Here is a 14,596-nt window from a genome sequence, read left to right as displayed (position 1 = left end):
GTTCGTGCACACCGTACGACAGACTGGATCCGATGCCACCTCGTAAACGCACTGCCCGATCCACCACTGCCCGCACCGTCAAGGCCGGGCAGAGCAGCGCTGCGCGAAAGTTCGCGGCCGCGAAGAACGGTGAGCCTGCGGCGAAGAAAGCTGCCCCGAAGAAGGCCGCACCTCGCAAGAGAGCAGCCCCGCGCAAGACGTCGCCCCGCAAGTCCGCCGCCCCCGATCTTCGGGTGCCCGATCCCGGCGAGCGCGTGTGGGTGTTGGACGTGCCGTTCGAGGATCGGTCCGCGGCGGGCGCAGCGGGAGCGCGCTGGTACCCCGGACCGCGCGTGTTCGCGTATTACGGAACCGAACTGCCCGAGTACCTGCAGCCGTACGAATCGATGCCGTACAGCCTGCAGCGGTGGCTCGAGGACGACGCGAACGACAGTTGGCGCGACGAAGAGGTGCGCGAACGGGCGATGCAGCCTCGCGACACCCAACTCGAATCGGTCCGACGCCATCTGGCCGCGCTCGACGCCGGCTTCCCGTACTTCGCGCAGATGGATTCGACGGGTCTGGGAAAGACGTTGGCCGTGTGCGAGGCCGTGCGGCAGATGTCGGCCGCCGAGATCGGCACGGTTCTGGTGGTGGCACCCAAGGGTGCGCTGCCGGGGTGGCGTCGCACCATTGCAGACAGCGAGGCCGACATCGAGCCGTCCGACCGCAAGCGTTGGTTGCTGATCACCTATCAGTCCACCAAGAAACTGCTGTCGGTTCCCCCCGAGACCGATCTGGGCAAACGTAAACGGACGCAGAACAAGCGGACCATCTCGCTGGGAGAGCTGCGGTTCGACATCGACGTGGTGATCGCCGACGAGTCGCATGCGTTGATGAACATCGAGTCGCAGCAGTCGCAGATCCTCTGGCGGTATCAGGAGGCGGCTCGATCCGTGGTGTGGATGTCTGCCACTCCCGGCTATCAGCCGCTGCATTTCGCGTACATGGCCCGTGCCGTGGAACGCAGCCGCGGCGTCGAGATCCTCGGTGACGACGAGTATCTCGGCTATGCCGTGACGATGAAGTGGGCGGAGTTCCTCATCGAGTCCGGCTTCGCCGTCAAGGCAGGCAAGGCGACGACGGGGTTGACCACGTGGCGGTGGGAGCCCGAGGACGCGACGACGCGAGCCCGCGACATCGCGTCTGTGCACGGCTGGTTGTCGGGAGGCGCTGTGCCGTGGTCGATTTCACGACCGTCACCGCCGACTCCGCGGGAGCCCCTCGGCCAGGAACTCACGGCCGCGCAGAAGCGGCTGTACAACTCGGCGTGGGTGGACTACCGCAAGGAAGTCGGCCTGCCGATCTGGAAGGCCGTCGGCGGAAAGCGAGTGCTGCAGAAGAATCCGAGTACCCGTGCGGCGACGCTGCGATTTCGCCAGAAGTGCTCGTACCTGCGCATTCCCGCGTCTGCGGATCAAGTCCGGACGTGGGTCAAGGCAGGCAATCAGGTGTTCGTCTCGATGTTCTACCGCGAGTCGGTCGCTGCTCTGGCCCAGACACTTCGAGACGAGGGGCTCGAGGTCGCCGTGGTCGACGGGAGCATGAGCAGTCCCGAGCAGGAGGCGTCGATCCGCCGTTTTCAGACCGGCGACGCGTCGGTCATCGTCTCGACCACCACGAGCGCGATCAACCTGCACACCAACGAGTTACTGCTCCCGGAGGGGACGGTCTCCACACTCGCACCGCGCGTGACGCTGATTCACGATCCTCGGTGGACACCCATCGACATCAGGCAGATCGAGGGCCGCGCCAACCGCATCGACAAGGACCACAACCACACCACGTCGACCTGCTACTACGGCTACGCCGAGGGCACCGTCGAGGAGGAGATGGTGCTCACCGGGATCGAGCGCATCGCGGATCTGGGATCGATCGTGGGGCAGGCGGATCTGATCGATCCGGAGGCTTTCCTCGCGGCGAAAGTGGATGCCGGAAAATAGCGACAATTGTGAGCAATCGTCCACGCGCCCGAGTAGGTTCGGTCCCATCGACAATTCGTCGATAGTGGGCTCACTTTGGCACCAGGAGTAGTCATGATCGTTCTCGGAATCATCCTCGCCCTCATCGGCTATTTCGCCGGCATTTCAATTTTGACGACTATCGGCATCATTCTGGTGGTCGTCGGCGCGGTTCTGACGTTGCTCGGTTCGATGGGGCGCGCAGTCGGTGGCCGCAAGACGTGGTTTTGACATCCACGTTAGAACATACGTTCGATTTCTGTTAGTCTGAGCGGGCCCCCGGAGTTGGCGATGCGGCCAGCGGAGCCACTTCGGGCGGTCCATATCGGGCGGTAGACAGTGTCGAAGGCGGTTGCGCGCGATGGCATCCGACGAGCGCGACACCGACCCGGTTGCCGGGTCGCTCTACCGCGTCGGCGATCGGTGGGCAGAACGAGCACCTACTCACTGCACCAACGGCCATCCGCTTGTCGCCGGTTCGGTATTGGTGGGTTCACGTGCTTGCTCGTGTGAGCGGGGGCATCACCGTACCCATCAGTGCCAGAGGTGCAATCTCGTGCGGTTCACCCCAGAACTCGGTGCCACGTGCAGCGACGCCAGCTTCGATTCTCGCGCGGCGCGGTCACGTCCGGCGATCGTGGACAATCGGGGGCATGAGCAACAGTGAAGCCGTCGTCGACCTGGTGCAGCTGAGGCACGATTTCACCCGCTTCATGATGAGTTACAAGTTCGGAATCGACGAACTGATCACCAAGATCAACATCCTGAAGCAGGAATTCACCCACATCCACCGCTACAGCCCCATCGAGCATGTCTCGTCGCGACTCAAGACGCCCGAGAGCATCGTCGACAAGGCTCAGCGCAAGAAGTGCGCACTGACGCTCGACGCCATTCGCGAGAACATCTTCGACGTTGCCGGTGTCCGCATCACGTGCAGCTTCATCTCCGACACCTACCGCATCGCGGACATGCTCAGTAGTCAGACCGACGTTCGAGTCGTCGAGGTCAAGGATTACATCGCGAACCCGAAAGCCAACGGCTACAAGAGTTTGCACCTCATCGTCGAAATTCCGGTGTTCATGTCCGATCGCGTCCAACCGGTCCTGGTCGAACTCCAGATCCGCACGATTGCCATGGATTTCTGGGCGAGCCTCGAGCACAAGATCTTCTACAAGTACCGCGGCCAGATTCCGCCCACCCTGTTGGCGGAACTGACCGAGGCCGCCGAGACGGCCAACACACTGGACGAGAAGATGGAAAGCCTGCACGACGAGGTGGAGGAACTGAACGGCGATTCCGACAACTCCATCACTCTCGGCGCGATGCCTCCGATGGCATTGCCTCCCGAGCTGCTGCACATGTTGCTCACCGCGCAGGCCGAAGCGATCGACCCGGACTGACGATGCCTTCGAAGAGCAGAACCCCGCTGCTCGACGGCTGAGCAGCGGGGTCCTCGGTTCGTGCCTGCGTTATCCGATGTGTACCGGGGTGTCGCCGACGGGCAGGTCGTCTTTCTTCGCGCGGACGAGCAGCAACACGACCGGGCTCACCAGCGCGACGAGGATCGCGGCGGTACCGAATGCCCAGGCGTAGCCGGAGACCTCGGCCGAGAACGCGTGGTCGATGGTCGCGAGCACGAAGTTGCGGATCGGCTCCGGCAGCGCGGCCAACATCTCGTCGCTGGGCACTTCCTGGCCGGCGAGAGCTTCCGCGGGAACTCCGGCGGGCGGAGTCGGTGCCGGATTCTCGGACAGGTACGAGGTTTTGGACGAGGTGTAGACGGTGGTGAACACCGCAGCACCGAGTGCACCACCGACCTGCAGGGTGGCGTTGATCAACGCCGATGCGGCACCTGCGTCGTGATCGGGAACGCCGATCAGTGCGACGTTCTGCATCGGGACCATCAGCAGACCGAGGCCGAGACCGAGAAGTACGACGCCCGGCAGGACGTGCGTGAAGTACGAGGTGTCGACGCCGATCTGGGTCAGCAGCAGCAGGCCGACTGCGGACACGACCGGACCGACGGCCATCAGCGGCTTGGGTCCGATCTTCGGCACGAGTGCAGAAGCGAGCGCGGCCGTGATCAAAATGCCGCCGGTCATCGGCAGCGACGCGACGCCGGCGATCACCGGGCTCATCTCCAGCACGATCTGGAAGTAGAACGTGAGGTACAACGTGCCACCGAGTAGAGCAGCGCCGATGACGGCCGAGCCGATGTACGCAGCACCGCGGTCACGGTCGAGCAACACACTCAAGGGCAGCAGCGGGTTGGCGGACTTGGACTCGACGACGACGAACGCGGCCAGCAGAGCGAGGCCGAGCGCGATGAACGAGATGGTGGGTACCGTCGCCCAGCCGTCTTCGGCCTCGGTGAAGCCGTAGACCAGCGATGCCAGACCGAGAGCGACGAGGATCGCGCCGGGCAGGTCGTAGCGGGTGTCTCCGTGAGCCTTGCTCTCCTTCACCAGCGGCACCGCTGCGGCGATAGCGAACACTGCGACCGGGATGTTCACCAGCAGGCACCAGCGCCAGTTCGCGTATTCGGTGAGCACTCCGCCGAGGAGTAGGCCGACCGCTGCGCCGCCACCGGCAATGGCGCCGAAGACGCCGAACGCTTTGGCGCGTTCCTTGGTGTCGGTGAACGTCACCGTCAGGATGGCCAGTGCTGCCGGGGCGAGCAGCGCAGCGAACACACCCTGGCCGGCGCGCGCGATGAACAGCTGCCAGCCTTCCTGAGCGAGTCCGCCGATAGCGGAGGCAACGGCGAAGCCTGCCATGCCGACGATGAACGAGCGCTTGCGTCCCCAGTAGTCGGCGATGCGTCCGCCGAGCAGCAGCAGTGCGCCGAACGACAACGCGTAGGCGGTGATGACCCAGGCGCGGCTGCTGTCGCTGATGCCCAGGTCCAGCTGAGCCTGCGGCAGCGCAATGTTGACGATCGTGCCGTCGAGCACGATCGTGAGCTGCGTGATGGCGACGATGCACAGCACCAGCCATCGGCGCTCGTAGTTCGGATTCAGATCCGGCGCTTCGCGCTCGGAGAGCTGCGACATGTTTCTACCCCACTCGTACTCGTTGATTCTGGGCACGAAAAATGTCCCGAGCAAAAAGGTAGGCGACCCAGAGCCAATAGTCAAACGAACTAGTTGGTTGGGGGTATGGTGACCGCCATGAAACCTGACGCCAGTGCGACCCGCGCCCGCATCGTCGTCGCCGCCCGGGACGAGTTCTCGGTACACGGGCTGGCCGGGGCCCGCGTCGATCGGATCGCGGCCGCGGCCAAGGCCAGCAAAGAACGTCTGTACGCCTACTTCGGGGACAAGGAAGCCCTGTTCCGGGCCGTCGTCGAGGACGGGTTCGCGCGGTTCATCGACGAAGTGCCCTTTGCCGTCGACGACCTCGGCGGATACGCAGCGCGCGAATACCTGCACCTCGCTGCGCATCCCGAGGAACACCGCCTCCTGCTGTGGACTCAGCTTCAGGGCGGTATGGCGACCTCGGGCACCGACGACATCCACTCTGTCATCGCCGAGCGACACAGGGCCATGGCCGACGCCCAGCGAGACGGACTGATCTCCGACGCCTTCACCGTCGAGGATCTGATCACCATGATGTTCGGCATCACCTCGGCGTGGATGACCGCGCCGAGCCTGCAATGCGAGCCTGCCGACGACGCCGAAATTCAGCGTCGGGCGTCGAAAATCGAAGCCGTCGTGCGTCGACTCTGCGCTCCGTAGCGCTGCCTATCCATATCTAGCTTTGACGCAAGAGTGCGGAATACTGGGGTAGCGGCCCCCATTTCCGCAAACGCGCGCGCGTTTGCCAGACGCGCACAAATTAGACACCGATCACGTCGCTATTCTGCGCGCATCTGGCAAGTGCGCTCGCGTTTGTCACCCCGGTCGGCTGCGTCCCTCGACCGCACACACGCGGGACGCCCCACCACGTCGAGCGCACGTGGTGGGGCGAGTCCCGAACTACGGCCGGCATCTACGCCGCACTACACCGGGAGTTTCTCGCGTCCGGTTTCCTTGATGGTCAGCACCGTGAGTACGCCGATCACGCAGACACCCATGACCCAGTAGGCGGGTGACATGGCGTTACCGGTCGACTCCACCAGTTGAGCGGCGACGTACGGTGCCGTTCCGCCTGCGGCGATGGTGCCGATGTTGAAGCCCAACGACACTCCGGTGTATCGAACCGCCCGAGGGAACAGCTCGGTGAACAGTGGGAAGGCGGGTACCTGCACGACTCCGTTGAGAACCATGTAGACGAAGTACACACAGCCCACCACGATGATCGACGACGTCGCACCGAGGATCATGAACACCGGCAACGCAATGACGACATACGCAACGTAGCCGCTGAGCAGTACCGGTTTGCGACCGAATCTGTCGGTGAGCATGCCGCTGAGCGGGAAGGTCGCACAGGCCAACGCAATTGCGATCGCCGATGTCCAGTAGACCGAGTCCTTGGAGAATCCGAGGTCGTTGATCAGGTACACGCTGAAGTACGTGAGACCGATGTAGCCGGATCCGTTCATGGCGATGGCGATGCCCACGACGCGCAACACCGACCACGGCTGCTTCTTCACGACATCGCTCAACGGGCTCTTCGCGACCTCGTTCTTCGCCGCCATTTCCTCGAACTCCGGGCTGTCTTCGAGCTTCAGCCGCACTCGCAGACAGACCAGAGCGAGGGGAAGTGCAAGCAGAAACGGAATGCGCCAGCCCCACGACGACATCTGGTCGTCGGTGGTGATGAGGGCGACCACTCCGACGACGGCTGCGGCGACCGCAAACCCGAGGGTGGAACCGATCGGCGTGAACGATCCGAAGAAGCCGCGACGGTTCGGCGGTGCAGACTCTGCGATATAGGTTGCTGCACCGCCGATTTCACCTCCTGCAGAGAATCCTTGGGCGAGTCGGATGATGACGAGCAGAATCGGTGCCAGCACGCCCACACTCGAGTGCGTGGGCAGCATTCCCAGGACTCCACACGCGATACCCATACAGACCACTGTCACGACCAGAGCCTGCCGACGGCCCTTTCTGTCGCCGAGGCGGCCGAAGAAGATGCCTCCGAGCGGACGTGCAACGTATGCGACGCCGAATACTGCCAGGGTCGCGAGGATGGACACGCCGGGGCTCGTGGACGGAAAGAACAGTGGCGCAATGACTACGGCGAGAAATCCGTAGACGGCGAAGTCGTAATACTCGATGAGCGTGCCGACGCCACCGGCGAGCGCGGCACGGCGCGCGGTGGTGGTGTCGGCTTTCGGTGCGCTGGTGACCGCAGAAGGCTGGTCGACGTTCGTCATCGCGCTGTTCCCTGTCCTGTGAGTGGTTGCTTGCTTCGGTGTTCGGCCAGAAGTAGTTCGTACGATCCGCCGGCCTCGATGACTGCGACAGTACGAGGGCTGGGCGCACTGCCCACCATCGATCGACCATCGGCAGTGGTCAATGCTGCTCGTCGCCAATCGAGTTCGACGGCATCACCGGTGACGACCGCGCCGGAGACTTCCGGAATGGTGATGAGGGGTACTCCGTTGAATGTCTCTCCGCGCCAGAATCCCGGCGAGAACGACTCGGCCACGATGGCCTGGATACCGGCGTTGCGCAGAGCCACCATCGGCGGATAGTGCGGGTGACCGTACCCGAAGTTGCGGCCGCCGACGATGATGTCGCCCGGCCGAACACGATCGACGAAACCCGGATCGTATGCGGTCATGCAGACCGACCTCAGGTGTTCGGGATCGTACGACTTGATATTCGCAACGCCGACAACGAGATCGATGTCGAAGTCGTCGCCGAAGACCCAGGCAACTCGGCCGGAGATGACGTCGGGCGGGGGCGGGTAGGCGCTCACGAGCCCACCTGCTGGATCGTGCCGGCCAGCGCGCTGGCGGCGACGGTGTACGGAGAACCCATGTAGATGTTGGCGTCCGAGCTACCCATCCGGCCGGAGATGTTGAGCACGCCGGTGGATATGCAATTCTCGCCCGCCGCCAACGGCTTCTGATAGCCGAAACAGAAGTCGCAGCTCGACACTGCAATGTGCGCACCCGCCGCGCGCAGTACGTCGAGCAGCCCCTCTTGCTCGGCCTGATCGTGCACCTTCTGCGACGTGGGCACGACATTGAGCTCCACACCGGGAGCCACGGTGCGTCCGTCGAGCACGAGTGCCGCGGCCCGCAGATCCTCGATTCGTCCACTGGCACAGGATCCGATGAACGCCTTGGTGATCGGAGTGCCGGCGAGTTCGGCTGCTGTGTGGGTGTTGGCTGCACGCGCCGAGCCGGGCTGCACGACCTGCGGCACGATCTGGGCGAGGTCGATGGTGTGCCGGGCTGCGTAGGTCGCATCGGAGTCAGGGTGGACCGGTGTGAACGACTGTCGCGCAACATCGTTGGCGTAGGCGAGTGAGGTCTCGTCCGGTTCGAATATCGCGGACACGGCTCCGGTGAACATCGCCATGCCGCACAACCCCTGCCGGTGATCGATTTTCATCGACCGGGCACCGGGGCCACCGAATTCCATCACCTGGTGTGCGCACCCGTCGGCCCCGACGAGGTCGATGATGGTGTGCACCAGATCGCGGCTGTCCACTCCCGGCGCGAATTCTCCGTACAGGTCGAACCGCGTGGTCGCTGGAATGTCCACGTAGAGTTGGCCGGTCACCCATGCCTCGATCAGATCGCGGCGGATACCCCAGCCCAGCGCACCGAACGCCCCGATTCCGCTGATGTGGCCGTCGAAGTGGACGAGGAAGTCACCGGGGATGGCCAGGCCGAGTTCGGCGGTGAGTTGGTGCCCGATGCCGCGGCCCCCGTGCAGCTCGATTCCGTAGTACTCGCACCAGTCTCGAGTGACCTGGTGTACTTCTTGTTCCCGGTCGTTGCGCTTGGTCAACATGTGATCGATGAAGACGACGTACCGAGACGGGTCCTCGAGTGAGGTGATACCGAAGTCGTCGCGCATCTGCCGGAACATCACATCGGTGTACCCGGGGAAGTCGTACGCGATCATCCGAGCCGGTCGAACCGCGTGGTTCTCACCGGCACGCACTGGATCACCGCCACAGGTCCTACCGAGGATCTTCTCGACCATCGTGAACGCGGCCGATGTCATCGATTCGCCTCCGCAGGAAGGTACTTACGCTGCTGCGCTTCGACTTCGGGAAAACCGATGAGGTCCACGAACTCGTGGTGCTGCAGCGCGTCGGCACTGACGTCGGCGGGAGCTTCGCCTGCGGCCAGGCGACGCAGAGTCTCGCGTGCGGCACCGGTTGCGGCCATCAGCACCTGAGTGGGCAGCAGGGCCAGCCGCACTCCGATCTGTGCCAGAACCTCCGGAGTGAACTCCCGCTCGGTCCAGGTCGACGCGGTGAGCGTGGCCATCAGCGGAACCCCGACCGCTCGGTGACAGTTCTCCCACTGCTCGACGGTCTCGAACGTCTTCGTCACCGGCATGATCATGTCGGCTCCGGCGTCGACGTAGGCCTGTGCGCGCATGATCGCCTCGTCGCCACGTGCGTCGGTGCGTGCGATGAGCAGAACGTCGTCCGGCATGGAATCACGCACCGCCCGAACCTTGCCCGACGCCTCCTCGACGGAGATCAAGTCCACCGGCTCGCCGACGCAGATCGGGCATTTCTTCGGCGACAGCTGGTCCTCCATGAACACACCCTGGACGCCGGCCTCGGCGAACCGCGTCGCGGTGCGCGCGGCGTTGACGGCGTTTCCGTAGCCGGTGTCGATGTCCGCGACGAGGGGCAGAGACGATGCCTCGCGAATGGTCCGGACGGCCTGCAGGTTCTCGGTCATGGTGTACAGCTCGGCGTCGGGCAGTCCGAGCGCAGCCGATACGGCGAAGCCGGACGCGCACAGCGCCGAGAAGCCCGCCTGCTCGGCCAGCTTGGCCGTCAACCCGTCCCAGACGCCGGGCGCATACACCAGGCCTTGTTCGGTCAGGCCTCTCAAAGTCATCGTCACGAGCACTCTCCGTTTCGTATTGCGGAACGCCTTCCGAATTTAGAGTGGCTCGGATCACAAGTCAATACCCGTGGATCGATAGCGCATCGCGCGTCGGTTCGTAGGATGGCGACGACGCTCCACCCGACCGGAAGGAACAACTCGTGGCAGTTCCCACCGAGTCCGACGCCCAGGCCGGCCGCGACATCGTCGGTGCCGTCGTGAAGGCATGCGCTCTGCTCGACCATTTCGACACGACGCATCCTGTGTGGACGCTCAACGACCTGACGACGGCGAGTCGAATGAACAAGACGACCGTGCATCGTCTGATGACGACGTTGATCCATGCCGGCTGGGTGGACAGAACAGCGGAGGGTTCGTACCGGATCGCCATGCCGATGTTCGAGATCGGATCGTCCGCGTTGACACAGCTCGACATCCGCGGTGCCGCCCAGCCGTATCTGTCGGACATCGCCCAAAAGTTCGGCGACACCGCCTATCTGATGGTTCCCGCTGACGAGGGCGCGGTGTGCATCGACCGCCACGAGGGCAGCAATCCCCTTGTGGTAGCGGGCATTTCGATTGGATCCGTTCTTCCGTATCACGCGACGGCCGGGCCGATGGCGATGCTCGCGTTCTCCGCTCGCATTCGCGACCGCTGGCTCGGCGGAGAGCTTGCTGCATACACGAGCCGAACACTGACGTCACCCGACCAGTTGATGGATCATCTCGACCGGATCCGAACGCAGGGATACGCGCTGAGCAACTCCGACTACCTGGCCGGCGTCGCGGCGGTGGGCGCACCGATTCTCGGACGCGACGGGGTGGTCGTCGCGTCGATCAGCGTCGGTGGCCGCGTGGAGACATTCGAGGGCGACGCCTTGGCGGACAAGGTGGAGACAATTCTCGCGGCGGCGCGCAGCCTTTCACGTGTCGCAGAGGCTCTACCTGCATCGAGTCAGTAGCTACACGAGTATTCGCTCCTCTAGCTTCGATCCTAGAGAGACGAATACTCAGCTACCGACGCGCTCGATGAGTTTCATGGCATCGAAGGGTGCGTAGCCCTTGATGTCGTTGTCGAAGTACACGAAGACGTCCCGGCCCGCCGACGTCCACTCGGAGATCTTGGTGGCCCATCGATCGAGAGCGTCGTCGGTGTAGCCGCTGGCGTACAACTCTTCGTCTCCGTGCAGTCGGGCATACATGAAATCCGCTGTGGGGGTGTCGATGTACGGGTACTTTCCGGCGGTGTCGGCAACCACGATCGCAATATCGTTCTCGCGCAACAGTTCCACTGCCTCGTCGGAGGCGAAGCTTGCATGCCTGGCTTCGATACAGTGCCGCAGTGGCCGAGACGACGCAGCCGGCAACAGCACTCGATCCTCGGCCAGTTTGTCGTCCCGCGACTCCGCCAGAGTTACTGCAGCAGAAACAGTTCTGGGCAACAGGGCGCAGAAGTCCGTCATCTTCTGCGCGTCGAACTCGAGATTCGGTGGGAGTTGCCACAAGAAGGGCCCCAGCTTGTCACCGAGGGTGAGGACCCCGGTGGCGAAGAAATTCGCCAATGCCGACTCGACACCGACGAGCCGCTTGATGTGCGTGACGTACCGCCCACCCTTGATGGAGAACACGAAGTCGTCGGGAGTCTCGTCGTGCCACTTGGTGAAGCTCGACGGCTTCTGCATCGCGTAGAACGTGCCGTTGATCTCGATCGACGTCAGGTGCTCGGACGCGTACCCGAGCTCCTTGCGATGCGCGAGACCGCTCGGGTAGAAATCCCCTCGCCACGGCGCGTACGTCCAGCCGGAGATACCGATCAGAACCCGAGGGCGAAGCTGCGCGGACATGAGCCGACTGTAGCCGGGCAGCTCAGCGGTTTCCGCGGCTCCGGCGCTGGTATCGGTAGCCTCGATGGCATGAAGCGCCCATCGGCATTCGGCTCCCTGGCGCTGACCTGTGTGCTGCTCGCCCTCACCGGTGCCGATGCGGCTGCCGAGCGCCGCGACCAGCCGACGCCTCGCCAGGCGGCTGCGGTACCGGGGATCGGATTGACGACGGTTCCCGCAGCGATCACCACGTCCATGGTCGCGGGTGTCGCAGACGCACCGAATCCGCCGACTCACGAGGTCGGAGTCGAGTCGTCGACGACGGAGATGCGTACCTCGGGGTGGGACGAATACCCCTACCTCCGCTACACCGCTACGTTCGCGCCCGGTACGGACACGGCGACACTGACATGGTCGGGCAGATCGGTGAACACGAACGATCTGGCGTTGCATGTGTGGAACGAGTCGGGCAACACGTGGGGTCCGGCCATTGCGACGGCCGACCCGGTTGCGCCCGGCGGTTCGGTGGAATTGAGTGCCGAGATCTCCACCGAGAGAGGCACTGTCGAAGTACTGGTCATCGACAGTCCCCGAGCGGATCGTTCGTTCGCCGAGACCAACGCGCGCCCCGACAGCAGCTTCGCCGATCCGAGCACGTACGATTTCGCGCTCCAGCACATCACCGACACGCAGTACATAGCCCGCGACGATCCCGGTGTGTATTCGGAGATGACGCAGTGGACCGCCGACAACGCCGACGAGCTGAAGATCGACTACAGCATGCACACCGGCGACCTGATTCAGAGCTGGATCAGCCCGGGGCGTCCGGATACTCAGGCGCGCAAGGAGTTCGAGGCCGCCAGCGAATCGATGCAGATCCTCGAGGATGCCGGCATCGCCCACGGCGTTCTGCCCGGTAACCACGACAACATCTGGAACGTCGCGGGCAAATTGGTTCCCGGAGAGCACGAGAAGAACCACGCGCTCTACAACGAGTACTTCGGCCCTCAGCGTTATCGGGATCAACCCTATTGGGGCGGTTCGTTCACCGACGAGGACAATTCGGCGCACTACGACCTTGTCGACATCGCGGGTGCCAAATTCTTGATGCTGTACATCGGCTACAACCCGCCGGAAAAGGTCATGCAGTGGGCCGAACGAGTTCTCGACGAGAACCCCGACCGCAATGTCGTCATCGGCACGCACTACTACCTCGACGAACTCGGCGAGAAGAAACTGATGGGGTTCGGCGACATCGGGTCGAGCTCCGGCCAGCAGATCTGGAATCGACTGGTCGTTCCACACGAGACCGTCTTCCTCGTCCTGTCCGGGCACGTCGACGGCCAGGTCGCGGTCGTGGACGAGCACGTGGGAGAGACCGACCGCTCCGTCGTGCAGCTGCTGGCCGACTATCAGTACTTCGAGGTCGACGGCGAACGCAGCACCGGCTTCCAACGCCTGCTCCAGTTCGACGTCGACGGTGGCTCGATGGCCGTCACCACCCATTCGCCGTCCCTCGACGCGTTCGACGTCGAGAGCTACGACATCAAGAATCGATACGGCCCCGAGGACGGCGAATTCGTCACCGACTTCACACTGCGCGCCGACGTTCCCCGAGCCGTGATCGCAGACTGACTGGCACGGTGCTCGGCATCGGACCATAATCGATTTTCATGCAGTCGGGTGGGCGAGCGTGGGTACTGACGCTGGTCGCCGCCGGTGTCTGGTTCCTCGCCACGCCGCTGAGTCCCGGAGTGCTGAGTCCCGGAATTGTCGGCACCGACGTCCAGCTGCAGGCCCCCGAGGTCACGCCTGTCCCCGTCGTTGAGCCGCCCCCGCTCACTCTCGAGGACCTCTCGGCGCGAGTGAACCCCACCGTCGTCACGATCTCCGCCACGGCCGGCTACTCCGGCGTCGCAGGTACCGGCTTCGTCGTCGCCCCGGACGGCCTAGTGCTCACCAACTTCCACGTCGTCGAAAACGCGACCGAGATCAGCGCCGTGCACATGGGCAACGGACTGATCTACGACGCCACCGTGCTCGGTTACGACAAATCTCGTGATCTGGCGGTCATGCAGTTGATTTCCGCGGCCGACCTGCCGGTGGTCGAGTTCGCTTCGGACTCACCTCCCGAGGTGGGGGATGCGGTCACTGCCGTCGGGAATGCCGCTGGCGCAGGTGTTCTGGTGCCTGCCCCGGGTGCGGTGACGGCTCTGGATCAGCAGGTGCGTACCCGTAGTTCGGTGGACGGTTCGCGGAACACTCTGGATCGGATGATTCGAGTCGATGCCGATGTGCGAGCGGGTGATTCGGGTGGCCCACTGTTCGATGCCTGGGGTCGTGTGGTGGGCGTCAATACAGCGGGCCTCTCGGACGAGGCGCGCACCGGCTCCGAGAGCAGGCCCCCGCAGGCACCCGAGGCGTATGCGGTTCCGATCTCGGAGGCTGCTGCCGTGCTCGACCAGGTCGTCGCGGGGCAGTCCGGCGGGACGGTTCATGTGGGCCCGACCCCGTATTTCGGGGTGTCGGTGCGAGATGTGTCCGTGTTCGACAACAAGCCGGCGATGGGTGCCGAGGTGGTGACGGTGGCTACCGATTCTCCGGCCTCGGCAATCGGACTGTCCGGCGACGATGTGATCGTCGCCTTCGACGGTGCCGGTGTCGGTTCGTCGTCGGATCTGGCCCAGGCCCTCATCGGACGTCACCCCGGTGATGTCGCCGTCATCGAGTGGGTCGATCCCCGGGGCGTACGACGTTCCGCGACAACGGCTTTGGCGGAAGGAACCCCGGCTGCCTGA

13 protein-coding genes are annotated in these 14,596 nt (G+C 63.9%); 7 read left to right on the top strand and 6 right to left on the bottom strand.

Annotated features, from left to right (window positions below):
- The first annotated feature begins 32 nt into the window (after window positions 1–32).
- The 3 genes from CH266_RS22635 to CH266_RS22625 all read left to right on the top strand — a co-directional run bounded on the left by CH266_RS22635 (window position 33) and on the right by CH266_RS22625 (window position 3,400).
- Window positions 33–1,982 (top strand): helicase-related protein, encoded by a 1,950-nt coding sequence (locus CH266_RS22635; RefSeq protein ID WP_255032303.1) that lies wholly within the window; start codon window positions 33–35, stop codon window positions 1,980–1,982.
- Window positions 1,983–2,075: 93 nt separating this feature from the next.
- Window positions 2,076–2,231, top strand: a complete 156-nt coding sequence (locus CH266_RS25575; RefSeq protein ID WP_094611554.1) for a DUF6131 family protein — start codon at window positions 2,076–2,078, stop codon at window positions 2,229–2,231.
- 422 nt (window positions 2,232–2,653) lie between these two features.
- Window positions 2,654–3,400 carry a GTP pyrophosphokinase gene (locus CH266_RS22625; RefSeq protein ID WP_027495176.1) on the top strand — a complete coding sequence of 249 codons (747 nt, stop codon included), beginning with the start codon at window positions 2,654–2,656 and terminating at the stop codon, window positions 3,398–3,400.
- Window positions 3,401–3,469: 69 nt separating this feature from the next.
- Here CH266_RS22625 and CH266_RS22620 read toward each other — a convergent pair whose 3' ends face one another.
- The gene (locus CH266_RS22620) at window positions 3,470–5,089 is read right to left on the bottom strand and encodes an MFS transporter (RefSeq protein ID WP_230592945.1); all 1,620 of its coding nucleotides are present in this window, start codon (window positions 5,087–5,089) and stop codon (window positions 3,470–3,472) included.
- Window positions 5,090–5,170: 81 nt separating this feature from the next.
- On the opposite strand from CH266_RS22620, the gene CH266_RS22615 reads away from it, so the two are divergent.
- A complete protein-coding gene (locus CH266_RS22615) occupies window positions 5,171–5,737 on the top strand; it encodes a TetR family transcriptional regulator (protein WP_176457185.1) in 567 nt (188 codons plus the stop codon).
- Between the two features lie 263 nt (window positions 5,738–6,000).
- Here the strand turns inward: CH266_RS22615 and CH266_RS22610 are convergent, their stop codons facing one another.
- Genes CH266_RS22610 through CH266_RS22595 form a run of 4 tightly spaced genes read right to left on the bottom strand, consistent with a single transcriptional unit; the run spans window position 6,001 to window position 9,987 of the window.
- Window positions 6,001–7,320 carry an MFS transporter gene (locus CH266_RS22610; protein ID WP_032369969.1) on the bottom strand — a complete coding sequence of 440 codons (1,320 nt, stop codon included), beginning with the start codon at window positions 7,318–7,320 and terminating at the stop codon, window positions 6,001–6,003.
- Entirely contained in the window at window positions 7,317–7,868 is a 552-nt protein-coding gene (locus CH266_RS22605) for a 3-isopropylmalate dehydratase (protein ID WP_032369970.1), read from the bottom strand. The genes CH266_RS22610 and CH266_RS22605 overlap by 4 nt, the downstream gene beginning before the upstream one ends.
- Window positions 7,865–9,130, bottom strand: coding sequence for a 3-isopropylmalate dehydratase large subunit (locus CH266_RS22600; RefSeq protein ID WP_371828000.1), 1,266 nt, complete (start codon window positions 9,128–9,130; stop codon window positions 7,865–7,867). The genes CH266_RS22605 and CH266_RS22600 overlap by 4 nt, the downstream gene beginning before the upstream one ends.
- A complete protein-coding gene (locus CH266_RS22595) occupies window positions 9,127–9,987 on the bottom strand; it encodes an isocitrate lyase/PEP mutase family protein (RefSeq protein ID WP_027495170.1) in 861 nt (286 codons plus the stop codon). Before CH266_RS22595 ends, CH266_RS22600 begins: the two co-directional genes overlap by 4 nt.
- Window positions 9,988–10,136: 149 nt before the next feature.
- On the opposite strand from CH266_RS22595, the gene CH266_RS22590 reads away from it, so the two are divergent.
- Window positions 10,137–10,937 carry an IclR family transcriptional regulator gene (locus tag CH266_RS22590; protein WP_032369972.1) on the top strand — a complete coding sequence of 267 codons (801 nt, stop codon included), beginning with the start codon at window positions 10,137–10,139 and terminating at the stop codon, window positions 10,935–10,937.
- Window positions 10,938–10,985: 48 nt separating this feature from the next.
- On the opposite strand, the gene CH266_RS22585 is transcribed toward CH266_RS22590, so the two are convergent.
- On the bottom strand, window positions 10,986–11,819 hold the full coding sequence (locus CH266_RS22585; protein ID WP_032369973.1) for a DUF72 domain-containing protein: 834 nt from the start codon (window positions 11,817–11,819) through the stop codon (window positions 10,986–10,988).
- Between the two features lie 69 nt (window positions 11,820–11,888).
- Here CH266_RS22585 and CH266_RS22580 point away from each other — a divergent pair, with 69 nt between their 5' ends.
- Both CH266_RS22580 and CH266_RS22575 read left to right on the top strand, forming a co-directional pair.
- Window positions 11,889–13,433, top strand: coding sequence for a metallophosphoesterase (locus tag CH266_RS22580; RefSeq protein WP_032369974.1), 1,545 nt, complete (start codon window positions 11,889–11,891; stop codon window positions 13,431–13,433).
- Window positions 13,434–13,471: 38 nt separating this feature from the next.
- A complete protein-coding gene (locus tag CH266_RS22575) occupies window positions 13,472–14,596 on the top strand; it encodes a S1C family serine protease (RefSeq protein ID WP_032369975.1) in 1,125 nt (374 codons plus the stop codon).

It is taken from the genome of Rhodococcus sp. 06-1474-1B, assembly GCF_002258885.1.
Classification (GTDB): Bacteria; Actinomycetota; Actinomycetes; order Mycobacteriales; family Mycobacteriaceae; genus Rhodococcoides; species Rhodococcoides fascians.
Note: the sequence above shows the minus strand (reverse complement) of the source record. Positions and strands in the feature narration are given on the sequence as shown.

Excerpts from the sequence above, each read along its gene's own strand:
- CH266_RS22635 (WP_255032303.1), top strand. The coding sequence starts at position 33 with ATGCCACCTCGTAAACGCACTGCCCGATCCACCACTGCCCGCACCGTC.
- CH266_RS25575 (WP_094611554.1), top strand. The coding sequence starts at position 2,076 with ATGATCGTTCTCGGAATCATCCTCGCCCTCATCGGCTATTTCGCCGGC.
- CH266_RS22625 (WP_027495176.1), top strand. The coding sequence starts at position 2,654 with ATGAGCAACAGTGAAGCCGTCGTCGACCTGGTGCAGCTGAGGCACGAT.
- CH266_RS22615 (WP_176457185.1), top strand. The coding sequence starts at position 5,171 with ATGAAACCTGACGCCAGTGCGACCCGCGCCCGCATCGTCGTCGCCGCC.
- CH266_RS22610 (WP_032369969.1), bottom strand. The coding sequence starts at position 7,320 with ATGACGAACGTCGACCAGCCTTCTGCGGTCACCAGCGCACCGAAAGCC.
- CH266_RS22600 (WP_371828000.1), bottom strand. The coding sequence starts at position 9,130 with ATGACATCGGCCGCGTTCACGATGGTCGAGAAGATCCTCGGTAGGACC.
- CH266_RS22595 (WP_027495170.1), bottom strand. The coding sequence starts at position 9,987 with ATGACTTTGAGAGGCCTGACCGAACAAGGCCTGGTGTATGCGCCCGGC.
- CH266_RS22585 (WP_032369973.1), bottom strand. The coding sequence starts at position 11,819 with ATGTCCGCGCAGCTTCGCCCTCGGGTTCTGATCGGTATCTCCGGCTGG.
- CH266_RS22580 (WP_032369974.1), top strand. The coding sequence starts at position 11,889 with ATGAAGCGCCCATCGGCATTCGGCTCCCTGGCGCTGACCTGTGTGCTG.
- CH266_RS22575 (WP_032369975.1), top strand. The coding sequence starts at position 13,472 with ATGCAGTCGGGTGGGCGAGCGTGGGTACTGACGCTGGTCGCCGCCGGT.